At 45.1% G+C, this 23,118-nt stretch carries 25 protein-coding genes; 16 read left to right on the forward strand and 9 right to left on the reverse strand.

The features are described from left to right. Positions 1 to 308: 308 nt before the first annotated feature. On the forward strand, positions 309 to 1,784 hold the full coding sequence (gene zapE / locus GVO62_RS03050) for a cell division protein ZapE (protein WP_159117684.1): 1,476 nt from the start codon (positions 309 to 311) through the stop codon (positions 1,782 to 1,784). Positions 1,785 to 1,900: 116 nt separating this feature from the next. On the opposite strand, the gene GVO62_RS19635 is transcribed toward zapE, so the two are convergent. The 3 genes from GVO62_RS19635 to GVO62_RS03065 all read right to left on the reverse strand — a co-directional run bounded on the left by GVO62_RS19635 (position 1,901) and on the right by GVO62_RS03065 (position 5,432). Further along, positions 1,901 to 3,007 (reverse strand): methyl-accepting chemotaxis protein, encoded by a 1,107-nt coding sequence (locus GVO62_RS19635; RefSeq protein ID WP_159117685.1) that lies wholly within the window; start codon positions 3,005 to 3,007, stop codon positions 1,901 to 1,903. A gap of 444 nt (positions 3,008 to 3,451) precedes the next feature. Beyond that, positions 3,452 to 4,570 carry a succinylglutamate desuccinylase/aspartoacylase domain-containing protein gene (locus tag GVO62_RS03060; protein ID WP_159117686.1) on the reverse strand — a complete coding sequence of 373 codons (1,119 nt, stop codon included), beginning with the start codon at positions 4,568 to 4,570 and terminating at the stop codon, positions 3,452 to 3,454. Positions 4,571 to 4,661: 91 nt separating this feature from the next. Next, on the reverse strand, positions 4,662 to 5,432 hold the full coding sequence (locus GVO62_RS03065) for a HesA/MoeB/ThiF family protein (RefSeq protein WP_159117687.1): 771 nt from the start codon (positions 5,430 to 5,432) through the stop codon (positions 4,662 to 4,664). 124 nt (positions 5,433 to 5,556) lie between these two features. On the opposite strand from GVO62_RS03065, the gene moaB reads away from it, so the two are divergent. From moaB to GVO62_RS03100, 7 genes are all read left to right on the forward strand, one after another. Then, a complete protein-coding gene (gene moaB, locus GVO62_RS03070; protein WP_014949775.1) occupies positions 5,557 to 6,063 on the forward strand; it encodes a molybdenum cofactor biosynthesis protein B in 507 nt (168 codons plus the stop codon). Next, positions 6,060 to 6,539 (forward strand): cyclic pyranopterin monophosphate synthase MoaC, encoded by a 480-nt coding sequence (moaC, locus tag GVO62_RS03075; protein WP_159117688.1) that lies wholly within the window; start codon positions 6,060 to 6,062, stop codon positions 6,537 to 6,539. The genes moaB and moaC overlap by 4 nt, the downstream gene beginning before the upstream one ends. Before the next feature lie 158 nt (positions 6,540 to 6,697). After that, the gene (locus tag GVO62_RS03080; RefSeq protein ID WP_159117689.1) at positions 6,698 to 6,946 is read left to right on the forward strand and encodes a MoaD/ThiS family protein; all 249 of its coding nucleotides are present in this window, start codon (positions 6,698 to 6,700) and stop codon (positions 6,944 to 6,946) included. A gap of 2 nt (positions 6,947 to 6,948) precedes the next feature. Then, the gene (locus GVO62_RS03085) at positions 6,949 to 7,422 is read left to right on the forward strand and encodes a molybdenum cofactor biosynthesis protein MoaE (RefSeq protein WP_159117690.1); all 474 of its coding nucleotides are present in this window, start codon (positions 6,949 to 6,951) and stop codon (positions 7,420 to 7,422) included. Further along, complete coding sequence (gene modA / locus GVO62_RS03090) at positions 7,422 to 8,561, forward strand: molybdate ABC transporter substrate-binding protein (protein WP_159117691.1); 1,140 nt, start codon at positions 7,422 to 7,424, stop codon at positions 8,559 to 8,561. Before GVO62_RS03085 ends, modA begins: the two co-directional genes overlap by 1 nt. 2 nt (positions 8,562 to 8,563) lie before the next feature. Next, positions 8,564 to 9,259, forward strand: a complete 696-nt coding sequence (gene modB, locus GVO62_RS03095; protein ID WP_159117692.1) for a molybdate ABC transporter permease subunit — start codon at positions 8,564 to 8,566, stop codon at positions 9,257 to 9,259. Between the two features lies 1 nt (position 9,260). After that, positions 9,261 to 10,472, forward strand: coding sequence for an ATP-binding cassette domain-containing protein (locus GVO62_RS03100; RefSeq protein WP_159117693.1), 1,212 nt, complete (start codon positions 9,261 to 9,263; stop codon positions 10,470 to 10,472). Here GVO62_RS03100 and hemN read toward each other — a convergent pair. Further along, complete coding sequence (gene hemN, locus GVO62_RS03105) at positions 10,459 to 11,835, reverse strand: oxygen-independent coproporphyrinogen III oxidase (RefSeq protein ID WP_159117694.1); 1,377 nt, start codon at positions 11,833 to 11,835, stop codon at positions 10,459 to 10,461. The genes GVO62_RS03100 and hemN overlap by 14 nt on opposite strands. An 80-nt stretch (positions 11,836 to 11,915) precedes the next feature. On the opposite strand from hemN, the gene GVO62_RS03110 reads away from it, so the two are divergent. The 7 genes from GVO62_RS03110 (at position 11,916) to GVO62_RS03140 (ending at position 18,844) form a co-directional block, all read left to right on the forward strand. Continuing rightward, on the forward strand, positions 11,916 to 12,668 hold the full coding sequence (locus GVO62_RS03110) for an SGNH/GDSL hydrolase family protein (RefSeq protein WP_159117695.1): 753 nt from the start codon (positions 11,916 to 11,918) through the stop codon (positions 12,666 to 12,668). A 124-nt stretch (positions 12,669 to 12,792) separates the two neighbouring features. After that, the gene (locus tag GVO62_RS03115; RefSeq protein ID WP_159117696.1) at positions 12,793 to 13,431 is read left to right on the forward strand and encodes a DsbA family oxidoreductase; all 639 of its coding nucleotides are present in this window, start codon (positions 12,793 to 12,795) and stop codon (positions 13,429 to 13,431) included. Positions 13,432 to 13,458: 27 nt separating this feature from the next. Further along, entirely contained in the window at positions 13,459 to 14,451 is a 993-nt protein-coding gene (locus GVO62_RS03120) for an XdhC family protein (protein WP_159117697.1), read from the forward strand. Positions 14,452 to 14,794: 343 nt separating this feature from the next. Further along, positions 14,795 to 15,481 carry a histidine phosphatase family protein gene (locus GVO62_RS03125; protein WP_159117698.1) on the forward strand — a complete coding sequence of 229 codons (687 nt, stop codon included), beginning with the start codon at positions 14,795 to 14,797 and terminating at the stop codon, positions 15,479 to 15,481. An 11-nt stretch (positions 15,482 to 15,492) separates the two neighbouring features. After that, positions 15,493 to 16,722, forward strand: a complete 1,230-nt coding sequence (locus GVO62_RS03130) for an acyl-CoA dehydrogenase family protein (protein WP_105930104.1) — start codon at positions 15,493 to 15,495, stop codon at positions 16,720 to 16,722. A 20-nt stretch (positions 16,723 to 16,742) separates the two neighbouring features. Next, positions 16,743 to 17,795 carry a phosphotransferase family protein gene (locus GVO62_RS03135; RefSeq protein ID WP_159117699.1) on the forward strand — a complete coding sequence of 351 codons (1,053 nt, stop codon included), beginning with the start codon at positions 16,743 to 16,745 and terminating at the stop codon, positions 17,793 to 17,795. Positions 17,796 to 17,869: 74 nt separating this feature from the next. Then, positions 17,870 to 18,844 carry an NADPH:quinone oxidoreductase family protein gene (locus GVO62_RS03140; RefSeq protein ID WP_159117700.1) on the forward strand — a complete coding sequence of 325 codons (975 nt, stop codon included), beginning with the start codon at positions 17,870 to 17,872 and terminating at the stop codon, positions 18,842 to 18,844. A gap of 108 nt (positions 18,845 to 18,952) precedes the next feature. On the opposite strand, the gene GVO62_RS03145 is transcribed toward GVO62_RS03140, so the two are convergent. The 3 genes from GVO62_RS03145 to GVO62_RS03155 form a co-directional block, all read right to left on the reverse strand. Beyond that, positions 18,953 to 19,096 (reverse strand): hypothetical protein, encoded by a 144-nt coding sequence (locus tag GVO62_RS03145; protein ID WP_159117701.1) that lies wholly within the window; start codon positions 19,094 to 19,096, stop codon positions 18,953 to 18,955. A 78-nt stretch (positions 19,097 to 19,174) separates the two neighbouring features. Continuing rightward, positions 19,175 to 19,777 carry a YchJ family protein gene (locus GVO62_RS03150; protein ID WP_159117702.1) on the reverse strand — a complete coding sequence of 201 codons (603 nt, stop codon included), beginning with the start codon at positions 19,775 to 19,777 and terminating at the stop codon, positions 19,175 to 19,177. 186 nt (positions 19,778 to 19,963) lie between these two features. Beyond that, the gene (locus tag GVO62_RS03155; protein WP_159117703.1) at positions 19,964 to 20,374 is read right to left on the reverse strand and encodes a deoxyguanosinetriphosphate triphosphohydrolase; all 411 of its coding nucleotides are present in this window, start codon (positions 20,372 to 20,374) and stop codon (positions 19,964 to 19,966) included. Between the two features lie 328 nt (positions 20,375 to 20,702). Here GVO62_RS03155 and GVO62_RS03160 point away from each other — a divergent pair, with 328 nt between their 5' ends. Continuing rightward, a complete protein-coding gene (locus GVO62_RS03160) occupies positions 20,703 to 21,101 on the forward strand; it encodes a YqaA family protein (protein WP_159117707.1) in 399 nt (132 codons plus the stop codon). Between the two features lie 14 nt (positions 21,102 to 21,115). On the opposite strand, the gene GVO62_RS03165 is transcribed toward GVO62_RS03160, so the two are convergent. Both GVO62_RS03165 and msrP read right to left on the reverse strand, forming a co-directional pair. Beyond that, on the reverse strand, positions 21,116 to 21,784 hold the full coding sequence (locus GVO62_RS03165; protein ID WP_159117704.1) for a sulfite oxidase heme-binding subunit YedZ: 669 nt from the start codon (positions 21,782 to 21,784) through the stop codon (positions 21,116 to 21,118). A 107-nt stretch (positions 21,785 to 21,891) separates the two neighbouring features. Next, on the reverse strand, positions 21,892 to 22,899 hold the full coding sequence (gene msrP, locus GVO62_RS03170; protein ID WP_159117705.1) for a protein-methionine-sulfoxide reductase catalytic subunit MsrP: 1,008 nt from the start codon (positions 22,897 to 22,899) through the stop codon (positions 21,892 to 21,894). Between the last annotated feature and the right edge of the window lie 219 nt (positions 22,900 to 23,118).

Consider the following 23,118-nt stretch of genomic DNA (forward strand, 5'->3'; position numbering starts at 1 on the left):
ACGCAATGGCCGGTCACCTGAACCCTTTAAGGCTCAGCCTGGAAGGGGGCACAATGCAGCGAGGCTGCCGAGGAAATCAAAACATGAGGCGTCATGTATTTTAAGTTTATGAAAAATAGCGCATTATTTTACCTCTATCCTAAAGCTTCTGCGTTGCCATATTGCACTAAACAGATTGCCGACTCGAATATCGGCGGATAAGAGAAAAACTGTTGTTAAAAATAGAGAGGGTGTGGATGGGTATCAATTGATACTCATGCAGAAATCCAGCGTACATACTTTCTAGTTAATAAACGCATGAGGCCATAATGAAGACGGTGATGAAGAAGATGACAGCACAACATCGCGTCGCTCGGCGGTGCCTCCCGACTGGGGCTGTGACAGCAGCGTATGAACGCAAGGTGGATGCGGGGGAGGTGCAAAGAGACAACGCGCAAGTCGCTCTGGCAGCAAAACTCGATGCCCTGCACGAGTCTCTTGCTTCGCTCCCACCAGTACCCATGCGCACCGACCATCAAATAGAGGGCATTTGTAAAAGCAGCGGCCCTCAATTACTGGGGCGTTCCCTGGCATCCGCCCAGTCCTTTCTTCGAAAGAAGCTCCATTTGTGGTCTTTTGGTCCACCACCGCGAGGAATGTATATTCATGGGCCTGTCGGGGTTGGCAAGAGCTTTCTAATGGATCTTTTTTACGCCTTGGTTAATGTTCCTGATGATGCTTCTTGCTGTAAAAATAACAGCCACAAACACGCAAAAATTACCAAACGCCGCGTCCACTTTCATGAATTTATGCTAGACGTCCATCATCGAATATTTGTCTACAAACAGGAACACCCACGTGGCGATGCGATCCCCATTGTTGCGCAACAATTGGCACAAGAAGCCCAACTTCTCTGTTTCGATGAATTTCAAGTGACAGACGTTGCCGATGCCATGATTTTGAAACGACTTTTTTTACTCTTATCGTATTGGAATGTCGTGGTGGTGGCCACCTCAAATCGCTCCCCCGATGCCTTGTATGAGGGAGGCATTAACCGCTCTCTCTTTTTGCCATTCATAGATATGTTAAAACACACGTTCGACATCATTTCCATGGAGGATTCCAAGAAAGATTATCGACTCGAGAGTAGTGCGGATGGCCAATCCTATTTTTGGTCAAATAAGGATATTCATGGCGATAATAGTATTAACAACAACATACAGGCGCAGTTGGACGAAATATTTGGTGGCACTGCATCCATAACTGAGGCCGAGAGCATTTCCGTCCTCTTTGGTCGCAGCGTCCGGGTCGCCAGATTCAATGACCGGTGCGCTTGGTTTGACTTTTCCGAGTTGTGCTACCAACCGCTCGGGGCGGCCGATTATATTTCCCTCTGCCGGCGATTTCCGGTCATCATCATTGAACGCGTCCCCCAACTAGACGCCAATCACCTCAACGAAGCACGACGATTTGTGACTCTTGTCGACGCGTGTTATGAATCTCGTACCCGCTTGGTGCTGGCGGCACAAGTCCCGCTCGACGAATTGTTTGTTGATTTTGAAGCGCAAGTCGAAAGCAGTGACGGCGATGGCGAATTGATTGTTAATGACAAGGGAGGAAACTCGAGTTCCTTTGCGACTACTATGATCCGCACCAAAGAAGGGAAATATTATGAGTGGTCGGCGACGGGACGAGTTGGCGTGTCACTGGCACAATTTTCGTCTGCCAATGATCTCGCCTTTTCCTTTCGACGAGCCGCGTCTCGGTTGGTAGAAATGGGGGGAAAGGGATGGGGACGGCAATAACCTATAACGACAAGGTGCCCCACCAACTAAAAAAACCTCTTATCAGTTACAGAGCCAAGAGTTGCGCTTGCAGCTCTGTTTTTGTCCATAGGTTTACAAGCTTTGCGAAAGTATTTTTAATGCCCCATCTCGTTTTTCACTTTGTTTTCTAATTTATTTAAGAAGTCAAAAACTCGAGCGCTGGCTTCTTCCATTTTGTTTAGGTGCGTGATTAACGTTGTTCCATCCCCGTTTTCATGTGCATTTAGAGCCGCAATGCCTGACTGGTGGACTAATGCATGGGGCCCCTCTAAATGTGAATACTCCGTGTAATGACTGTAATGTTTTTTACCATCTCCTTCATAATACCACTTACCCAATCGACACTGGTGATGGTCTGCAAAATCATCTTTTGTCTTTTTACTTTCTCCCCGGATAGTTCGATACACTTCAACCTTCCAAACCAGATGATCTAATTTAACGGTCTGGATAAAAGTACTGACGCTAGAAAGAGAAATAACATTAGCCATGTCTTCAGCAATATGGGCAACGTTATCAAGGGATGCGCTTATTTGCGATGCAGAACTGGCTACTTGCAAGGTTTGTCGTGTACTTTCCTTGATTTGATGATAAGTACTGTCTGTCCTTTCAGAAGCTTTTACCGTCAAATCTGAAATTTTAGACGACGCTTCAGACGAACGACTAGCAAGCGTTCTAACTTCATCCGCGACTACAGCAAAACCTCGCCCTTGCTCCCCAGCTCTAGCTGCCTCAATGGCTGCGTTTAACGCTAAAAGGTTTGTTTGTTCTGAGATACTCTGTATTTGCCCTATAAACGACTCAATATCTTTACTGGATTGTGCAAGCGACTCAATTGAACCATTGATAGCGTCTGAATTTCCCGTCATTGCATTAAGCACTTCAACACAGTTTGAAAGGGCTGTACTAGTGCCACTAATATCTTCAAGCACATTGTCTAAACGAATTTTTTCTGCGTGCAGTTGAGTCGCAGAATGAGCCACGTCATGCCTCACCAAATCTAATGAATCAAGCGAGTGAAAAAAGTTTTTTACAATGGTTCGTTCGACATTAACTTTTCTGGCGAGTTCTTCAGCTTCTTCATAAGACAGGTGTAAACGAGACTCCATTTGCAAGAGCTGCCCTTGCAGCCTTTCGTTTTCCTTTTTGAGATTCTCCATCTCAGTGTTTGAATTCGTCGCTACAGGCTTTTTATTAAACCACATTAGTTTGCGTCCTTGGCTTCGTTTAGGATTCTGTGCATTTTTGTTTAGCTTAGACTAATTAATTTAAAACAGTCAAAAATGAATAAAGTGTTTGTAGCTAAAGAGAAATATCCTTTATTGTATGAAAGTATTCAACGCGAGCTAAATATCGCTTCGCCTACCGCGCCTGCAAATATGTTTGCAAAAAATTCATTTTGGAATGCTTTCAACAGTTCGGCACTGTTTATTTACTTACTAACACCACCAACTAAGATGATCAGTCTTGTTCTGATGCGACAGTCTGTCAGGTTTCTAATCGAAGGCTGGTGTTTTTGTATTTTGGCGTTCGTCGCCTCTAAAATTGCTTCTTCGAAACGCGTGTGTAATCTCAACGCGTACTATCAGGTTTTTGTTACCTTTCTAGTTATACGCGTTGAGTAAACGTTTTTACTGGCACATAAAAACCTACAACTCCCTATAGTTAGTAAACACTTTATATAACTGTGTTCCACTTAATACCGAAGCAGAAGGGAAGTGCAGGATGGGAATTAAATCGCAAGGGGCTTCTAGCGTCCTGCTGCCGTTGTCGGTATCTAGGTCGTCGATATTTAAAATTTGCGCCAGCGGTTCGCCTTTTTTCACGGTTTGGCCGGGTTTTGCCATGTATTCCACCATGCCGCCCCAGTTGGTGTATAGGGTCTTGTAGTCTTTTAAATACACACCTAAACGCTGCATTGCTTTCGGTTTAATATCGCATTCGTGCAGTACGCCTTTGGCGTTCAAGTAGCTAAGAATACTGGTGGCGTCTATATTACCTTCGTTAAAATCGATCACTTCTTGGCTACCCATTTCAAGCGTAAAGGCTTCAACGTTAAAGCTAATCTCACGCGCTAAATTCGTTTTTATGCTTTCTTGCAAGGTCCACCACGGGCAAAATGTCGCTTCGTCTAATGCCCCAGCAAATACGTTTGGAATAAAAATACAGTGAGGAATGTTAAATAGCTTGGCGCTGTCTTTGGCGTATTCGGGAATATAAACGTGGCGGGTAGACACCGGGCCGTTGTGGAGATCTAACACGAAATCGGCGTTCACCGCCATTTGCTGTAGCTTTAGGTTCAACTGCTGCGCTAGTCCTAGGCCCCATGGTTCAGCCAGTTTGTTGTCGATAGCGTTAGACAGGTGAGCACGAAAACGTTGTTTTATGCCTTCAATTGACTCTTCGCGGGTGACGGTCTTGGCGAAGTGCTCAACCGCGCCCTTGTCAAAGAAATAGCCGCGATTCCAGTTTGTGCCGTTGACAGGGTCGAACCGGCCTAACGTGTACTCACCGGCTTTAATATTAGTTCCAATGGGATTACAGTTGGGTACTAGGATAATTTCGCCGCAAATATCCATATCTTTTAAGCGCTGAATGAGATGGTAAATAACCACGTTCCCTTGCACTTCAGCACCGTGAATAGAGCTTTGAATGTACACGGTGGGGCCGGGGCGCGCGCCCTTCATACGATAAATTGGCACGTTCATGTTGCGTCCAGACGCGTTTTGCGCCACTACCATGTGTTTTTTCACTACTTGGGTTGTCATTTAAATCAACCTATTTTCTGTCTTGTTCTTTGTTTTAGTCTGTTGCTTAAAACTACTGCTTTGAGCATTAACACTATAAAAGCACGTAAACTTAGCAAGCACATAGCTCGCAATCTAAGCCTTTAGGTAACTTCCAGCTTCGCCACTCGTGCGACAGTGCATCAAACGTCATTAACGTGTTTTTAGGGATGTTATCGAAATCCATCAATACTTGCATAGCTAGCATTGCTTGATAAGTACCAACAATGTTCACTACAGGCGAGAATATACCTGCTTCGACGCAGCTTAAATCGGGTGATTCAAATAGCGTTCTCAGACAAGCATAGCAGCGGCTCTCACCGGGTATAGCTACGAAAAGCTGGCCTTCAAAGCGAATGGCTGCACCAGATACTAGCGGAGTATTTAGTTTAAAACACAATAGGTTTATTAAATCTCGTGAGGCTGTATTGTCGGTGCAATCAAGCACAACGTCAGCACGCTCTATGGCCTGTTTTAACGCTGGTGACAGCTGGCTAATGCCGGGCGCCGAAAACTGTTGTGCGATAATGGTAACGTCGCAGTCACTGTTTATGGCAGTAAGCCGCGCTTTTGCTGCCTCTACTTTACTTGTGCCAACATCTTGTTCGCTAAACAAGGTTTGCCTTGGCAGGTTAGTGGCCTCGACTGTGTCGTGGTCGATAAGTGTAAGAGAGCCAACGCCACTGGCGCAGAGACTAGTGGCGGCCGCGGTGCCAAGCCCACCAATACCAATGATACAAATATTGGCGTTTAGCAGCGCTTCTTGACCGTCTAGGTCCACTTTGGGAAGCACAATGTGGCGGTTATAACGCATAGCCTGCTGATTAGTTAGGCTTTTAGACATAGTTTATGCCAACTTAGTTGTTGAATTCATGGCATGCACCCTTATAAAGTGATTACCAAATAGTATTTTGGCTGGTACTTTATCAAAAACCGCCAAAATGTCGCATATCAAATTAGGATTTCATATGTCAGTTGTCAGCCAACCCCTTAATATAGCCGTACTCACTATTTCAGATACGCGCACCCTCGAAAACGACAAGTCGGGAGACTACTTGAAAGAGGCGCTTACCTCGGTTGGCCATAACCTTTACGATCGCGATTTGGTGAAAGACGATATTTATCAGCAGCGCGCCGTGGTGTCGAAATGGATTGCCGACAAAAACATTCACGCGGTATTAATTACCGGTGGTACAGGTTTTACCCACCGCGACTCAACGCCAGAGGCCATTAGCGTGTTGTTCGACAAAGAGGTCGACGGCTTTGGTGAGCTATTCCGTCAAATTAGCTATGAGGAGATTGGTACATCAACCATTCAGTCTCGCGCAGTAGCGGGCTTTGCCAATAATACGGTTATTTTCTGCCTGCCAGGCTCTACAGGCGCGTGTCGTACTGCATGGGAAAAGATTATTTCTAGCCAACTTGATGCTGACTTCAGACCGTGTAATTTTGTAAAGCATCTGGTGGAAGCATGAGTACATTTAGCCATTTAAACGCTGGCGGCGAAGCCAATATGGTCGACGTCAGTGACAAAGACGTTACTAAGCGAGAGGCCACAGCAGAAGGCTTTTTATACGTAAGCGAAGACGTTATTCGCCAAATCTCTGAAGCAAAAATTGCCAAAGGTGATGTATTTGCGGTTGCCCGTGTAGCGGGTATTCAAGGGGCGAAACGCTGCGCCGATCTTATTCCTCTTTGTCACCCACTGGCGCTGTCGAAGGTGGATATAAACTTTGAAATCCAAAGTGAACAAAACCGAATTAAAGCCACCTGCTATTGCAAGCTAAGCGGTAAAACCGGTGTTGAAATGGAAGCGCTCACGGGCGTAAATGTGGCGCTGTTAACCTTATTTGATATGTGTAAAGCCATCGACCCTGGCATGCATATGGAAGGAGTACGGGTGCTGGAGAAAAAAGGCGGCAAGACAGGCCATTGGCAGTCTGCTAACTAGTGGGCAAGAAGAAAGGTGCACTTTAAAAATAACGTACATACGTGTTCGCGTGCCCAATAGAAAAGCTGTTTTAGGATTAACGTCTTTCAGAAAATTAAGACAAACCAGTCAACACACGCGAACAAGGCGTCGTTAAGAACTTATAAAAAAGGCAGAACATGCGTATAACGCTTAAAACATTTGCACAAACCCGAGAGATTACGGGCGAAGACAATATTACGCTTAATTTAAGCGACAACAGCACCATTGAAACCGTGTTATCGCAGCTTAAAACTCGTAGCGACAAATGGGCGTTAGCATTAGAGGGCAGTGTGCTGACAGCTCGAAACCAAGAACTTTGTAATACTGAAACTGTACTTAGCGACGGTGACGAACTTGCGCTCTTTCCTCCTGTGACCGGGGGATAGCTATGTTCGCGCTAGTTCAAGTTGAAGACTTCGACCAAGGTGAGTTGTACGGAAGGCTAAAGCAGTCGGCAGACGAAAAGGCGTGCGGCAACACCGGCGCTATCGTTACTTTTACTGGGCTGGTGCGAGATTTTAATAGCGCTGGCGATATAGACGGTATTGAGCTAGAGCACTATCCGGGCATGACTGAAAAAGCGTTAATGCTGTTGGTTGAACAAGCTATTGATCGTTTTTCACTTAACAGTGCTGGCGCGCTGCACAGAGTAGGGCGTATATACAATAATGAGCAAATTGTATGGGTAGGCGCTGCTGCCCCCCATCGCCAAGCGGCGTTTGATGCTGCGAGCTATTTAATGGATATGCTTAAACAGTCTGTGCCCCTATGGAAGAAAGAGTTCAAGGGCGATAGTTCTGAGTGGGTTGCGGCAAAAGCGTCTGACGATAAAGCTGCACTCAAGTGGATGCATAAAGAGTAATGGCTTTTTCTTTCGCAACGGTACATGCAAGCTTTTTCAAGTCTGTTATGTTCCTTATGACGAGCCTTAGTTTGTTTACAGGAGCCATGGCTTTTACGAGCTTTGCAGCGCAAGCGGACAGTGTTGAGGCAGCGTATGTGCCTGAAAATGAAAACAGCGGTACTAATGCCGTTGAGCTGAGCCATCCTGACGCGTTTGAGCGGGATGAAAAGATAAACGTGGCTGTAGCTGCAAACTTTGCAAAACCGCTTAGAAACATCGCAAAGCAGTTCACCCTGCTCACAGGCATAGATGTAGCGGTAACCGTGTCTTCTAGCGGTACCTTGTATGCGCAAATTCAACATGGTGCGACGTTCGATGTGTTTTTATCGGCAGATCGCGCTAGGCCACAAGCCTTGGCGGAGAATAACCTAGTACATAAAAGCAATGTGGTGGATTATGCGAAAGGCAAGTTGGCGTTTGTTTATTCTGGCGACTTGTCTGATGCACCAAGCTGCGAGCATGTTATTGGAGAGGCAATAGAACAACGAAATGTTCAGCGTACTGACTGTTTGTCTAAGCAGCTTATTCAGTTAATCGGAAATCCACAAAACAAATTGGCTATCGCCAACCCAAAGCTAGCGCCCTATGGCATTGCTGCACAGCAAACGTTGCAGAACTTATCTCTATGGCAATCATTTTTGCCACACAGAGTAATGGGCAAAAACGTCCTACAAACCCTTCAGTTTTATACCACGGGTAGTGTTAAAGGAGCCTTTGTCGCGTATTCGCTTGTTCTCGACGTACCTTCTAGTTTTGCGAGTGCCGTTGATATAAATAATGTCGCCCCCACGACGGTCATTAGTCCTGTGCCAGAAATCTTGTACCAACCCATCATTCAGTCGTTAGTCGTTAACAGCAAAACAGCGGCAGCTCTTACGCCAAATCTGTTTGATGTGATGGCGACGAGTGAACCACAGGCTTTAGAAGAGCGTGGTAACGAACACAAACAAAAAGCTCTAAAGCAGTTCAATTTAAGTGACGCTAATGGCGTGCCATCTGCTAGCCTGTTTGTGCAATATTTGATGTCGCAAGGGGTTCAGCACAGCTTAATTGAATGGGGTTATGAGCCAGTGAATACACTTGGTGTTGGTCAATAGATATGTTTGGTGATTTCTTTGGAGCGTCGACCCTTGAAGCCATATTAGTTACTCTAAAACTGGCTTTTATCACCAGCGGTTTGCTGTTGTTCATTGCATTGCCGCTAGCGTGGTTTTTAGCGAATTGGCAGAGCAAAGCCAAGCCTTTGGTTATGTCGATACTCGCGTTGCCGTTGGTGCTACCCCCAACAGTACTTGGGTTTTATCTGCTTGTTGCGTTTTCGCCACAAAGTGCGTTAGGACAGGGATGGCAAAGCCTCACTGGCAGCAACCTAGCATTTAGCTTCGAAGGTTTGGTGCTGGGCTCGGTAATCTACTCGCTTCCATTTGCTTTACAACCTTTGTACAGCGGCTTCTCTCAATTAGATAATCGTTATTTAGATGTGGCAAAAACGCTGGGGTTTTCGGCTACCGAGGCTTTCATGAAAATAGTGCTGCCTTTAAGCAAAGCGCCCATTGTCGTGGCGTTAGGCTTAAGCTTTGCCCATACCATTGGAGAGTTTGGCGTGGTGCTGATGATAGGCGGTAACATTCCTGGGGAAACCCAAGTACTATCTATAGCGCTCTATGAACAGGTAGAGGCGTTGGAATACGATAGCGCTCATAACCTCTCTATTGCGCTTTTGGTATTTTCATTCCTAATGCTCGCGGCACTGTATCGCTTTAATGGCATTACTCGTAGTGAAGAAGGGCGCTAACATGAGAATATCAGCGCATTTACCAAATCGCATTGATGCACAAATCTCACTGCAACCAGAAAGCCGTTTTATCGGCGTTACCGGTCCATCAGGTGCGGGAAAAAGCAGCTTATTTCGGGCGCTGGCTGGTGTGGAAAAAAGCGCAAAGGTCGAAACATCATGGGCGTCTCAAAAAGTCGGCATCGTCTTTCAGCAGCCTATGTTGTTTCCTCATACCAATGTTCGGGGCAATTTAGCCTTAGCGCAGCGTCACGCAAGCCCTACTGCAATGCCTATCGATGCGTGTTTGCGCGCTTGCTATTGTGAACATTTAATCGATAAGCCGATTCATGCACTATCTGGTGGTGAAGCGCAGAGAGTCGCGATTGCGCGAGCGCTGGTCAATGGGCCAGATGTGCTATTACTCGATGAATCGTTGAGCGCCATTGATGTCTTTACCCGTCGTAAGATTTGTCAGTTTTTGAAAAATTTGTGTGTGTCGGGCCAGCTTACCTGCTTTGTGATTTCTCACGACCTAGACGATCTTGCCCTGTTCAGCGATGAGTTGATTTACATTGATCGCGGCCGCGCTGAGCTCTGTGGCCAAACGCGCAATGTGCTGGCTCGAGTGTTCGAACGAGAGAGCTTTACAACACCCTCTAGCGTGCTTGAAGGAGAGACGGTAGCCACGCCACACAAAAGCGACGGTAATAACCAGAACAAAAACGCCAGTAGCAATCACGATACCAACAGCGACAGGCAAGAAGGTCAATACGGCTCTGCAATTTTGCGCCAATACAAAAGTCAAGCTGACAACGGAATAGTGCTGATATTAGTAGCGGGGCACGAGATTTATGTAAGTGAGGAATCTGTATCGTATTTCCCCCAACATGGCAGTGAACAGCTATCTGCCCGTTTCGCGGTTAAGGCCTGTGATGTCAGTATCGACACCAACATTGCTGATTTTGGTAGTGCCAGTACAATTAGCATTTTAAATGCGCTGCCCTGCGTTATATCGAGCATTAACCCTGTATCTACAACGCTAATCACTACAGAAAGCGAACCCCAAACTGTCCAAACCCAGCAAGGCAAAACTCACAGCGCCAAGGTGCTGCTAAAGCTTAACATTATAAACACCAACCAAACGCTTTATGCCAGTATTAGCCACCTTTCTTTAACGCGCCTTCACCTTCAAACGGGAATGCAGGTAATAGCCAGGTTTAAATTGCCTTAGAGTAGTTGACGAGTTTTTCATCCACGTTGAGATAGGCATCGAATCGAGCGCAAATAGCACGTATATAAATTCGAGCTGATTCGGGAACTCTAATGTACTCAGGCGTAATTTCAACAAGACCATCTTCATGTAGCCCTGCTAAGTTTTCCAACGACTGTGAAAAATACTCATCAAAGATGATGTGATGCTCGTCTGAAATCTGCTGTTTGTCTACGAACAAGTTGCACATCAAGCTTGATATCACGTCTCGGCGAATAAGGTCGTCTTGCGTTAGTGAAAGCCCAACTTTGGCTGAAGGCAAATGGTTGTCCAATCGCTGATAGTACTCTTTTAAATCTTTCGCATTTTGTGCAAAGGCATTACCAATTGTACTGATAGCCGATACGCCGACCCCAATTAAGTCAGTATCGCCTCGCAATGTATAGCCTTGAAAATTTCGGTGAAGCTCGCCTTTATTTTTGGCAATGGCTAACGCGTCATTGCTTAAGGCAAAATGATCAAGGCCAATCATCTCATATCCCACGCCAGTAAAGCTATTTACCGCAAGGGTATAAAGCGCCGCTTTTTCTTCGCTGGTAGGCAGTGTTTCTTCTGCAAACTTTCGCTGCGCCGCGAATCGTTCAGGTAAATGAGCGTAACTAAAAAGTGAGATACGATCGGGCATCATGGCTTTCGTTGCAGCTATAGTCGATTTAAACGTTTCTAGGGTTTGGTTCGGCAGTCCGTAAATGAGATCTAAGTTTACTGAATCGAAGCCTAGCGTGCGTGCTTCAAACACCAAATTAGCAATATGTGACGTGCTTTGTACTCTATTTATTATTTTCTGCACATTGTAGTCGGTGTCTTGAAGGCCAAAGCTTATGCGGGTGTAACCTAAGCGTCTAAGGCACTTTAAATAGGCACTGTCCACGTTTCTAGGGTCTAGCTCAATAGACAGCTCCGCACCTAGTTCAAACGTAAAATGCTTCTTTAAAAGATAAATCAAAAATGTGTGCTGTATTTCGCTCAGAAAACTGGGTGAACCACCCCCTAAGTGAAGCGAAACCACGCGCTTGCCCTCTGCTAAATAACGCTTAGACAAAATTTCTTTCTCTAGGTAGTCTAAGTAGTCGTCGGCTTTTTCACTGTGGCGAGTGACTAATTTGTTGCACCCGCAGTAATAACAAAGCGTTTTGCAAAAAGGGATATGTACGTACAAACTTACGGCTGGCGCTTTGGAAACAGCCAGTGCTTGTGGGTATATATCTTCTTCTAGCGGTTCGAATTTAAGAGCCGTAGGGTACGATGTATAGCGCGGGGCGTGCTGGGCATACTTTTTTACAGTAGATGCGTTGTGGCTTTGCTTTACAGCATTGGTGTTCATTTTTTATATACCCTATTGAGGTGGCTTTGCGCTTATTAAGCGAAACACGTTGAGCATATCGTATTGGGTAAGGGAAGAAATTGATCTACTTCAAAGTTTTATGGTTAAACGCCGCAATTATTCTTTTGCTTCCAATCGTTTTCTTCCAAGCGTTATGGGTACGAAGAAAAACTGCCGTGTTGCCAGAGCCTAGCGGAGACAGGGTGCTTTGTTCAATAAATGAAAAGGAAGCACCAAAAATCAACGTACTAGTTATTGGGGACTCGGCTGCAGCAGGTGTAGGGGCGGCAACGCAAGAAGGAGCGTTAACTGGGCTGATTTATTCGAGCCTTTCACAACACGGTCCAACCCGTGTTTTGTTGCACGCTAAAACAGGCTACAAGAGTGAAGACGCACTCAACCTTTTACAACAATTACCAAAGCAACACTTTTCAACAACGCTCATTTCCATTGGGGTTAATGATGTTACCAAATTTGTTTCGTTAAAACGCTGGCAATACAACATCTCGGCAATCGAGTCTCTTTTAAGCCAAAAGTTTGGCTGCCAAAATATTTTATTTACTGCATTGCCGCCTATACATGCGTTTCCGGCTTTGCCCCAACCTTTAAGAAGTTTACTCGGCTTTAGAGCGCTTTTGCTAAATAAAGCGATGGAAGATCGTATTGCCAACTGCCCGAATTCTGAAGTGCTTTATGTTAGTGCACTAAAGCTAGGTGGAAATGCAAAGGAAGTAAAACAAAGCGGCTTGATGGCAGAGGATGGCTTTCATCCATCTTCCAAAGGCTATGGTATTTGGGCGCGGTCAGCGCTAACACGATTTCGATCATCTTAGCTTTCCAATACGTATATTAATTTCATATAGGGTTGAAGTTTCTTTTTGTAACCTCATCTAAAGTGGCTTAAGTCAATGAACACAAAGAGAACACGGATAAACGGGTTCTAAAAGGGGAGTTGTTATGCAAAAAGTAACGGTAAACATGGTATCTGACGTAGTGTGTCCATGGTGCATTGTTGGGTATCAGCGATTACAAGAAGCGATAAAAACTCTCGATAATATTGAGGTGGATATCAAGTTTCACCCATTCGAGCTGAATCCAAACATGCCAGAACAAGGGCAAAATCTGCGCGAGCATATAATGGAAAAGTATGGCATTAGCGAACAGCAAAGCGCTGATAACCGAGCTCGTCTTGTTGAAGCGGGCGAGGTGTTGGGGTTTGCGTTCAACTTTACTGACGATTCACGTATGCAAAACACGTTCAAAGCCCATCAACTTATTCATCTAGCGGCAAAAAAGGGCCTTGAAGAAGAGATGAAACTGAGCTTGTTTAAAGCGTATTTCACTGATGGTAAAGATGTGAATGATCAAAAAGTGTTGATCGAGATTGCTGACGCAATAGGTCTTGATGGGGGAGAAGTTAAAGAGGTACTTCAAAACGGTAAATACGCACAAGCAGTACGCGAAGAGGAAGCGATCTGGATGCAGCGGGGTATTCAAAGCGTACCCACGTTCGTGATAGGTAACCAAGGAATAGCCGGTGCCCAAGAGCCAGCGACGCTCGCCGCATTTATCACCCAAGCAGCAACACAGCAGTAAACAGGTTTAACGGGGTTTGAGGTAGTTATGAGTAATCACGTGAACCACTTGCTAGCACAATGGCTTCCGCTAAAAGACAAGCATAAGTGGGTGCTGGGTTTCATTTTTAAAACTGAAGGCTCTTGCTATCGCAAAGCGGGAGCCATGATGTTGTTCAGTGATGCTGGACATCAACTAGGTATTCTAAGCGGAGGTTGCTTAGAAAGTGATATTGTAAAAAAAGCCCAGCGCGTAATGATAGACGGTGTTAGCCGCACTGCTGTCTACGATGATGAAGATGAGGAAGATATCGCTTTTAAGCTGGGTGTAGGCTGCGGTGGCGTGGTGCACTTGGCGTTAGTGCCGGTCAACAAAGACAACAACTACCTGTCTCTGGATGAAGTAAGCCAGAATCTATCGAAGGGCCACGTATGCGAGTGGAATGTTGCGGTAGATGGGTCAGAAGGTGCGTGTAAGGTAATGGAAGCCGATGCGGGTTCTCCCAGAAAAGCCGTGTTGGAGACCGTAGGCGGTAAGCGCAGCTTATCTGTTTTGATGATACCGCCCATTCACATACTTGTTGTTGGTGGTGGTTACGATGCTACTTTTATGACGAAGCTTGCCAGTTTGCAAGGCTATTTGGTTAGTCTTTGGGACCCGCGGCCTGCCCAAGCGAGAGTTGAACACTTCCCCGAGGTTAATTATTTAATCGACGACCCGACCACTGAGGGGGTGCGTTTACACCTAAACGAACATAATATTCAAGCGGCGGTGCTTATGTCACATCACCGCGAGATTGACGCCAAAGCACTTCAGTTACTCAGTATGCAGTCGCTAATTTATACGGCAATGCTTGGGCCGCTTCATCGCAAGCAAGAAATTATGGATTTAGCTGGGCTTAGCGATACTAACTTTACGCAATATTTTGCCAGCCCCGCAGGATTTGATATTGGTGGAGAACTTCCTGAGCACATTGCTCTGTCTGTGATAGCGCAATGCCACGCAGTATTCCATACGAAGCCTACGCACCTAAAATGTTAAGCGCACCCTTTCAGTGTTGCATCAGTTCTTGGTGCAACTGTTCCTCTAACAATGAGTTTCAAGCGATGCAGCAAAGTCTCGCTTGAATGTTCCTCTATAGCTCAGTCTTATTTCTTTCCGATAATGTCGAACGCAACCTAATCTTCTCGTTAAAGGCTCAACAAAACAACCTTCGTCTCAACGTTTAATAAGGGGGGCGTTTAAACGATGCACCGTGATATGAAATCAAGCTACATAGTTTCACATGATGCATACTCATTCAAAATATCAATTAAACTTATAACGTTGTTTTCCTTAGTATGTGATTTGACAAGTTAACATATTAATAACATCAGGCAGCGGTATGACAGACATCTATCTAGTACGCCATGGCCAAGCGTCTTTTGGTAAAGCGAACTACGACAAACTGAGCGAATTGGGTGGGCAGCAAGCCATCTGGCTTGGTGATTATTTTAAACATCGCAATATTCAGTTCGATGCGGTTTTCTCTGGTGATATGGTGCGGCATCATGAAACCAAAGATGGCATTGCCGAAGGTATTTCTACAAATGGATATTCTCTTCCTGACGTCACAGTTAACAGCGCCTTGAACGAATTCAATTTTCAAGCCGTAGCGAAAGCGTATTTATCACGCTACCCAGACGCGAAAGTGCCAGAGGGCGCATCACCTGCCGAGTATTATCGACTGCTTAAAAAGGCCATGCTTGCGTGGTCGCAAGACGAATTAGCGCATGATCTTCTCGATGAAACATGGAGCGAGTTTGAAGAACGCGTTTATTCAATGCTTACTCACCTTCAAAAACTTGATGCTAAACGGGTACTGGTGGTTAGTTCTGGAGGTGCTATCGCGATGATGCTTAAACACATTCTTGGCTATGATGCCGCCACGGTTATCAATATGAACTTGCAAATACGCAACGCCAGTTTTTCACAATGCTTCGCTAATTCGCGGGGCGTTCACTTAAATAACTTCAACAGCGTACCTCACCTGGATGTGATTGACAGGTTGCACGCCATTACCTACAGCTAAATGGGGCAATTATGAACTTTGAATATAATGAAAAGACCCAAGCACTTTTAGAAAAGCTAAAAGCGTTTATGAAAGAAGAAGTGTATCCAATTGAAAAGGAATATATTCACGCCGTAGAAGGTGGTTCTGCGAACAACGGTGAAGGTCGTTGGAAAACGCCTGAAATGATGCAAACGCTTAAGCAACGAGCCAAAGATGCGGGCCTTTGGAACCTGTTTTTGCCAGAAGAGTATAAGCCCTATGGTGCAGGCCTGACAAATGCCGAGTATGCGCCGCTGTGCGAAGAAATGGGCCGTGTGTTGTTTAGTGCTGAGATTTTTAACTGTAGTGCGCCTGATACCGGCAATATGGAAGTGCTCGCTAAGTATGGCAATGAAGCGCATAAAAAGCAGTGGCTAGAGCCGTTACTTAACGGTGAAATTCGCTCAGCGTTCGCAATGACTGAGCCTGCGGTAGCTTCGAGTGATGCGACTAACATTGAAACCTCAATTAAGCGCGATGGTGACGAGTACGTTATTAATGGTCGTAAGTGGTATACCAGCGGTGCCATGAACGAAAACTGCAAAATTATGGTGGTGATGGGTAAAACGGATTTCGATGCACCTCGTCACCAGCAGCAGTCGCAAATCTTGGTCCCAATGGATACAAAAGGCGTAACTATTGTTCGCCCCATGGCGGCGATGGGTTATTACGATGAGCCGGTGGGTCATGCGGAGGTCTTGTTTGAAGATGTACGTGTTCCAGCTGAGAACTTATTGCTAGGTGAAGGTCGTGGTTTCGAAATTGCGCAAGGGCGTTTAGGACCGGGTCGAATTCACCACTGCATGCGCCTTATTGGATGTGCACAGCGCGCGCTTGATATGGCATGCGAGCGAGTTGAACAGCGCGTAGCATTCGGAAAGCCTTTGTCAAAGCAGCAGTCAATTAGGGAAAATATTGCCCAGATGCACTGTGATATTGAGCAGGCTCGTCTACTTACGCTGAAAGCCGCTGACAAGATGGATCGCTATGGCAATAAGATATCTCGCGATCTTATTGCTGCTATCAAAATTGTAGCGCCAAGTATGGCATGCAAAGTCATTGACCAAGCCATTCAGATGCATGGCGCAGCTGGCACCAGTCAAGACTTCGTGTTATCTGCTATGTACGCCTATGCACGCACAATTAAGTTAGCTGATGGTCCTGACGAAGTTCACATGATGCAGTTAGGCCGTAATTTGATTGCAGAAAAAAACGCATAAAAAGTGCATAAGGAGTGAGTGTGTCAAAAGATAATGCCCCACATGCAATTGATTTAGTGGCGCTAAACAACTATCTATCTACAGCGTGCCCCAGCATTGGGCACGTTGAAAGCGCAGAAAAGTTCGCGGGTGGACAGTCGAACCCTACGTTTAAGCTCACCACAGATAACGGCGTATACGTCTTGCGCCGCCAACCCCCTGGTAAATTACTAAAGTCTGCTCATGCGGTAGACAGAGAGTTTCGCGTTATCAACGCGCTACAAGACTCTGAGGTGCCTGTGCCTAAAGCTCATCATTTGTGTGAAGATACCAGTGTTATCGGCAGCATGTTTTACATCATGGCGTTTGTTGAGGGCGAAATATATTGGAATAGCGCATTACCTGAAATAGCGTCTTCTGATACCCGCGGTGCCATGTATGACGAGATGAATCGCGTGTTGGCTGCACTTCACAGTGTTGATATTGAAAACGCCGGGTTGAGTGATTATGGCAAACCTGGTAGCTACTTTGAACGTCAGCTAAGCCGTTGGACAAAGCAATATCGGGCATCTGAACTTGAGCATATTGAAGAAATTGAAAGTCTTATCCACTACCTCGAAGCAAACCTGCCAGAGGATGACGGACAAGTGTCGTTGGTACATGGTGATTTTCGATTAGACAACATGATGTTTGATATGTCTGATACCGACAAACCGCAAGTGGTTGCTGTATTAGACTGGGAGCTCTCAACCCTGGGACACCCTTATGCCGACCTAGCCTATCAATGCATGCAGCTGCGCCTTCCTTCTGATATAGCACATGCAGCGGGATTAGGCGGGCTTGACAGAAAGCAGTTGGGTATTCCGAGCGAACAAGAATATATCAAGGCTTATTGCGAGCGAAGAGGCATTGATGCCATAAGTAACTGGACGTTCTACCTCGCATTTAGTTTTTTCCGTTTAGCCGCTATTTTACAAGGTGTTGTAAAGCGCGCCCACGATGGCAACGCGTCAAGCGAGAAGGCCATGCAATTAGGCGCGATGGTGCGTCCTTTGGCGCAAATTGCGAACCAAACTATACACCAAAGCGAATAAACGCCATATAACGTATTTAATGACCTGCCATGCTATATGAAGCGTGCAGGTCGAACAAATTAACTGGAGACAGTATGAAAGCAATTGTATGCGAATCTTTTGGGCCGCTTGACGATCTTCAATTTAAAGATGTGGCAGATCCAGAAGTAAAAAAAGGCCATGTGGTAGTAAACGTTGAAGCTGCAGGGGTCAACTTTCCAGATGGGCTGTTGGTGCAAGGACTGTATCAAATGCAGCCAGACTTTCCGTTTATTCCTGGTAACGAAGTCGCTGGTACCATTGCTCAGGTGGGTGAAGGCGTGAGTCACTTAAAAGAAGGCCAACGTGTTATCGCGTTGTCGAATTTAGGTGGTTATGCAGAAAAAGCATTAATCCCAGCCACTCATGTAATGCCGCTGCCCGATCCCATTCATGTTAACGAAGGCGCAGCCCTTGTAACTGCGCATGCGACTGCTCATCACGCATTAAAACAACGGGCGAAGCTGCAAGCAGGTGAAACGCTGGTTGTTACTGGTGCGGCTGGCGGTACAGGCCTGGCTGCAGTGCAAATAGGCAAGATCATGGGCGCCAAAGTTATTGCGGTATGCTCAACAGAAGAAAAGTTAGCGCTCGCTAAAGAGTATGGTGCTGATGTTCTAATTAATTATAAAGAGAAAGATTTAAAGGAAACACTTAAAGAAGTGACGGGTGGCAAAGGCGTAGACGTTGTCTACGAATGTGTTGGCGGCGATACCTTCCACGCATGCAGTCGAAGTATGGCTTGGGAAGGGCGTTTGCTTGTTGTTGGCTTTGCAGGCGGTGAGATCCCGAAATTCCCAGTTAATCTAGCGCTGGTAAAAGGCTACTCGGTTATGGGCGTATTTTGGGGCTCATTTACTCAGCACGATCCGAAAGGCTTTGCTGAAAACATGCAAGAGCTTTTAACGTGGTACGTGCAAGGCAAAGTTAAGGTTGTGGTAGATGAAGCGCTGCCGCTCGAACAAGCAACGAAGGCCATGGCTAAAGTTATGAACCGCGAGGTTAAAGGTAAGATGGTGCTTGTTCCGTAACGTAGCTCGCTAGCTAAGTCTCTACGTTAATTTGGATAATACGCCAGCGTAAAAAAAGCCTGAATACAATAATATTCAGGCTTTTTTGAGTACGTTAAACTGCCAAAGCTATTCAGGTATTAACTCTACATTAAGCTCTCTGGTTAATACATGGCATAGGTCTCTACCAATGCCTAAGCTTTCCATTTGAAAGTCTTGATACTCTTGTTTTTGAACTGACAGCGTATAAAAGCCGGCGCGCTCGTCTAGCATAGCTATTAAGTCGCTGCCTTCGCACAACGCATCATTGTTAGCAATTGTTTTAGTAATAAATTTTGAAGTGTTGGTTTATCAGCGGTTTTTAAGAGCACAGCACTGTTTAAATTTCTTATTGCTACCGCAAACACAAGGAAGGTTCCTTCCATACTTAATTTTGCCGCAGTCTTCGTGAAGTTCACCATCGTGATAACGCCATTTACCATCTTCGACAATGAAGTTTGATGTTTCGTGAAGCTGATACATGCTTTTATTTTCAAAATAGTAAGCAGTGAATTCGACAACCGTTTTGTTGTCATTGAGATTAGGCTTGGAGTTTTGCTCAGCGTCAGCCGCCTCAACATTAGTGTTAGCGTACACCGAGTTGCTTATCGAATTATTTACAGGTTTATTTACCAAGCTATTAACGGTGCTATCTACGGAGCTAGCCGCAAGAGTGGGGTGAACTTTCAGCGCGAACCACTTAGCACCTTGTGCGCTACTGGCCAATTCCTCTACAGAGAGAGCCTGCTGCTTTTCTTTGGTGTAGGTGTCTAAAATATAGTGATAATGTGCTGTAGCATAGGCCGAAAAGCGTGAACGCATAAGTTGCTCTGCAGAATGAGGTAATGCTTCACCTTTGATAAAAGGCTCGCAGCATTCTTTGAAAGATTTTGACGAGCAACAGTAACAGCGCATAGGAAGACTCACAGCTTAAGAGAATAACAAAGCGCCACAGTATAATAATAAGTTACGTAAGCCCCAACTTTTTTGAGAGTAAATAATTGGTGTATTAATCGAGTTCAGGCAATCCGTGCCTAAGAAGTGAGAGAATATAAACGCTAATTTATTACTTAGCGTAACTAGGCATTAATAAGGCAACTCTTACCACGGGCCTAATGCAACATTCTTTTCGTCGTTAAAACTGTCAACACGTACATTAACCAAGCTTACTGAGTAAAGCTTGCAAAGTTTTCTGATCATTTCACTGTCTGTTGGCTGAAGATCCAAGTCGATGTTTTCTACATACAGGGTTTTACACTGTCCACCAGTAATAAGTTTGCTGATCCATTCTGGCATTTTTTCTTTTTCAGGCTTTTGAATACGAATAGCGTGATCTACGGTTTTCGAAAACGATACCGTGTTTGAAAGCAGATAATTCCAACCTTTGTCGTTACTTCCTTTTCCATTACCTTGTTTTTCGCCAGGAAACCCTTCAATAGGTAAAGGAAGTTGAACTACATTTGAAACCGAAGCGCGCAAAGCATTGAATCGTGAAACTGAAGATGTGTTCATTGTAAAACCCCTTGTGTATTTGCCCTCAAGCTTATGAAGAAGACTTAAGAAATACCGTTGTTTATAAATACTGTTCGCATATACAGTGTGTATGTGTATACAGTATTAATAAAAGGGCGGTTTGGCAAGCATTTAGTTGTACTTTTTTCACACAAATTGGTCGTTTTTCAGTAACTATCTAAAAGATAATGGTTTTTTCGTTGTGCCGTATTCTAAAGGAAGCATTCAGACGCGTGTTGAGGTAATATGCGCGCGAATTTCACATAGAAAACTTCTGTATAGAATTGGAGGAGAATTGAGCGCGTTAATACATTTAGGCTATGTAGGCATGTTCTTGTCGGCATTCTTAGCTGCCACTATTTTGCCTTTTAGTTCTGAGGTTGTCCTGAGCGCTTTATACAGTAGTGGCTTAAATGGCCCGTTGCTGCTCATTATAGCTTCTGTCGGAAATGTACTTGGCTCGGTGGTTAATTATGTCTTGGGTTTTAGGTTCGGAAAAGAAATTGCGACGCAAAAGTTAAAAGTAAGCGATGCGGCGTTTAAACGCGCAAGTGATATTTTTACAAAGTGGGGGAAATGGAGCTTGTTTTTGTGCTGGGTACCTATTATTGGTGATCCGATTACGCTTGTAGCGGGTGTACTCAGAAGCCCACTATGGTTCTTTATGCTCGCCGTGACCATAAGTAAAACAGCACGCTATGCTGCGCTGCTTTATGTGCTTGTTTAATAAGTTTTGCGGCTTTAATGTTCTCTCGCCACCGCGCTTTTGTCTTTAGACTTCTTTTGGCTTTTTTTTTGGTACGTAACATACCAATGCTTCATTCTTGGGCTCATTAGAAGCAATCCCAACACCCAATACCAAACTGGCTCTTGCCAAAACGTTTTCTGCGACCAGCTAAAATGAAGAAGTGCGAGGGGCAGTATCAGGTAAATGCTGTTGTGAAGCTTTTGCCACTTTCTTCCCATGATGCGCTGTATACGCTTAAACGACGTAGCGGTGAGTGCAAAAAGAAGAAGTAACGCTACCATGCCAACGATTATGTAGGGTCTACTTACTAGCTCGCTAGCGACTAACGCCATATCAAGCTGTAATTCAAAGAATACATATGTGAAAAGGTGTGCAAAGGCGTACACAAAGGTGTAAACCCCAATCATGCGCCTGAAATGCATCGGTTCAGGGCTTGGGAGCCATTTTGCAAGTGGGCTTAGGGTAAGTGTTAGCAACAGAAAGTGAATTGCCCAGGTTCCCGTTTCGTTCATAAGCGTGTTGACAGGATCTGGACCAAGCTGGTCGGTAACGCCTGCGAAAAACAGCCATGTGATGTAACCCAGAGCAAATATGTGAATAAAGGCCTTTAGCCCGCGACGCTGCCAGAGGGTAAGTCGAAAGGGCTTTTTTCTACATGTCATTAATGATGAAACCTACTAGTGTCACGGCAGGCATGTCGTAAAAACAACGCTAATTCAGCACACATGCCCGTGCAAATTGATGAGTTTATTGTCTAGCTACAGCAAAGTTAATAATAACGCGCTAAGTCCATATCTTTATAAAGCGGCGCAACTTCGCTGTAGCCGTTGAACATTTGGGTGTCGATACGATTTCTTGCGAGAAGCCCGCCCGTGGTTATTCTACGTTCACTGGCTTGACTCCATCGTGGATGTGATACGTTTGGATTTACATTGGCGTAAAAACCGTACTCGTTGGCGGCTAGTCTATTCCATGTGGTAGGAGGCTTCTTGTCGGTAAGTCGAATTCTCACAACAGACTTAATGCTCTTGAAGCCATATTTCCAAGGTACAACAAGCCTAATGGGGGCGCCATTTTGAGGTGGCAAAGTTTTCCCGTAAAGACCAACCGACATGAGCGTTAACGGGTGCATGGCTTCATCAAGTCGCAAACCTTCCACGTAAGGGTAATCAATACCGCCACCGGTAAAGCGACTTCGCTGGCCAGGCATTTGTTTTGGATCGTATAGGGTTTCAAACGCTACATATTTAGCCGACATCAACGGGTCAGCTTGTTTGAGTAAAGCACCCAATTCAAACCCAATCCATGGCACTACCATTGACCATGCTTCAACGCAGCGCAAACGGTAAATACGCTCTTCTAATGGAAAGCGTTTTGTTAAGGCATCGTGATCAAGCTCAATGGGATTTTTCACCATGCCATCAATTTTTAACGTCCACGGGTTGGTTTGAAATTCAGTCGCATTTTGGGCTGGTGCGTCTTTAGAAGTACCAAACTCGTAAAAATTATTGTAACTGGTGACTTTATCTTCAGGCGTACGGGTTTCCGCTATTTGGAACTTGGGTGGTTGGCTAAACTCAAGCGCCTTTCCTTTAAACGCTGCTTTCTCTTCCTCATCTTCCCAAAACCAACCGGCAGCCCCCGCAGACTTTGCTAACAGTGTGGACGCGCCCACAAAGCCCATAGATTTGAGCAATGAACGGCGATTCATATAAACGCTTTCATCAGTCACATGGCTTTCGTTCAACTTCACTGAGGGTTTAAATGGTTTTGGCATTTACATCACCTTACTATTGGAAAATGGCAGACTTACTTTAACGTCGTCTAGACAACTGAATACTGTTCACTACGTAAATGATAAGAGTAAGTTTCAATAAAGTTGTTATTTACTGAGTTCGATATAGCAAAAAGACCGTGAGTCCGGCCTTTTTATTTCAATTAAATTAGTAAAGTTAAAATTTGAAGAGCAAACAATCTTATACCAATCCGCATAGAT

The sequence above is a fragment of the Alteromonas sp. KUL150 genome (genome assembly GCF_009811475.1).
Taxonomy (GTDB): Bacteria; Pseudomonadota; Gammaproteobacteria; order Enterobacterales; family Alteromonadaceae; genus Alteromonas; species Alteromonas gracilis.

What these genes read in the sequence shown, in the direction of transcription:
- zapE (WP_159117684.1), top strand. Translation starts at nt 309, where the DNA reads ATGAAGACGGTGATGAAGAAGATGACAGCACAACATCGCGTCGCTCGG.
- hemN (WP_159117694.1), bottom strand. Translation starts at nt 11,835, where the DNA reads ATGAACACCAATGCTGTAAAGCAAAGCCACAACGCATCTACTGTAAAA.
- moaC (WP_159117688.1), top strand. Translation starts at nt 6,060, where the DNA reads ATGAGTACATTTAGCCATTTAAACGCTGGCGGCGAAGCCAATATGGTC.
- GVO62_RS19635 (WP_159117685.1), bottom strand. Translation starts at nt 3,007, where the DNA reads ATGTGGTTTAATAAAAAGCCTGTAGCGACGAATTCAAACACTGAGATG.
- moaB (WP_014949775.1), top strand. Translation starts at nt 5,557, where the DNA reads ATGTCAGTTGTCAGCCAACCCCTTAATATAGCCGTACTCACTATTTCA.
- GVO62_RS03150 (WP_159117702.1), bottom strand. Translation starts at nt 19,777, where the DNA reads ATGCGCTGTTACTGTTGCTCGTCAAAATCTTTCAAAGAATGCTGCGAG.
- GVO62_RS03160 (WP_159117707.1), top strand. Translation starts at nt 20,703, where the DNA reads ATGTTCTTGTCGGCATTCTTAGCTGCCACTATTTTGCCTTTTAGTTCT.
- modB (WP_159117692.1), top strand. Translation starts at nt 8,564, where the DNA reads ATGTTTGGTGATTTCTTTGGAGCGTCGACCCTTGAAGCCATATTAGTT.
- GVO62_RS03125 (WP_159117698.1), top strand. Translation starts at nt 14,795, where the DNA reads ATGACAGACATCTATCTAGTACGCCATGGCCAAGCGTCTTTTGGTAAA.
- GVO62_RS03085 (WP_159117690.1), top strand. Translation starts at nt 6,949, where the DNA reads ATGTTCGCGCTAGTTCAAGTTGAAGACTTCGACCAAGGTGAGTTGTAC.
- GVO62_RS03065 (WP_159117687.1), bottom strand. Translation starts at nt 5,432, where the DNA reads ATGTCTAAAAGCCTAACTAATCAGCAGGCTATGCGTTATAACCGCCAC.
- GVO62_RS03165 (WP_159117704.1), bottom strand. Translation starts at nt 21,784, where the DNA reads ATGACATGTAGAAAAAAGCCCTTTCGACTTACCCTCTGGCAGCGTCGC.
- GVO62_RS03080 (WP_159117689.1), top strand. Translation starts at nt 6,698, where the DNA reads ATGCGTATAACGCTTAAAACATTTGCACAAACCCGAGAGATTACGGGC.
- GVO62_RS03130 (WP_105930104.1), top strand. Translation starts at nt 15,493, where the DNA reads ATGAACTTTGAATATAATGAAAAGACCCAAGCACTTTTAGAAAAGCTA.
- GVO62_RS03060 (WP_159117686.1), bottom strand. Translation starts at nt 4,570, where the DNA reads ATGACAACCCAAGTAGTGAAAAAACACATGGTAGTGGCGCAAAACGCG.
- GVO62_RS03120 (WP_159117697.1), top strand. Translation starts at nt 13,459, where the DNA reads ATGAGTAATCACGTGAACCACTTGCTAGCACAATGGCTTCCGCTAAAA.
- GVO62_RS03140 (WP_159117700.1), top strand. Translation starts at nt 17,870, where the DNA reads ATGAAAGCAATTGTATGCGAATCTTTTGGGCCGCTTGACGATCTTCAA.
- modA (WP_159117691.1), top strand. Translation starts at nt 7,422, where the DNA reads ATGGCTTTTTCTTTCGCAACGGTACATGCAAGCTTTTTCAAGTCTGTT.
- msrP (WP_159117705.1), bottom strand. Translation starts at nt 22,899, where the DNA reads ATGCCAAAACCATTTAAACCCTCAGTGAAGTTGAACGAAAGCCATGTG.
- GVO62_RS03155 (WP_159117703.1), bottom strand. Translation starts at nt 20,374, where the DNA reads ATGAACACATCTTCAGTTTCACGATTCAATGCTTTGCGCGCTTCGGTT.
- GVO62_RS03100 (WP_159117693.1), top strand. Translation starts at nt 9,261, where the DNA reads ATGAGAATATCAGCGCATTTACCAAATCGCATTGATGCACAAATCTCA.
- GVO62_RS03115 (WP_159117696.1), top strand. Translation starts at nt 12,793, where the DNA reads ATGCAAAAAGTAACGGTAAACATGGTATCTGACGTAGTGTGTCCATGG.
- GVO62_RS03145 (WP_159117701.1), bottom strand. Translation starts at nt 19,096, where the DNA reads ATGCTAGACGAGCGCGCCGGCTTTTATACGCTGTCAGTTCAAAAACAA.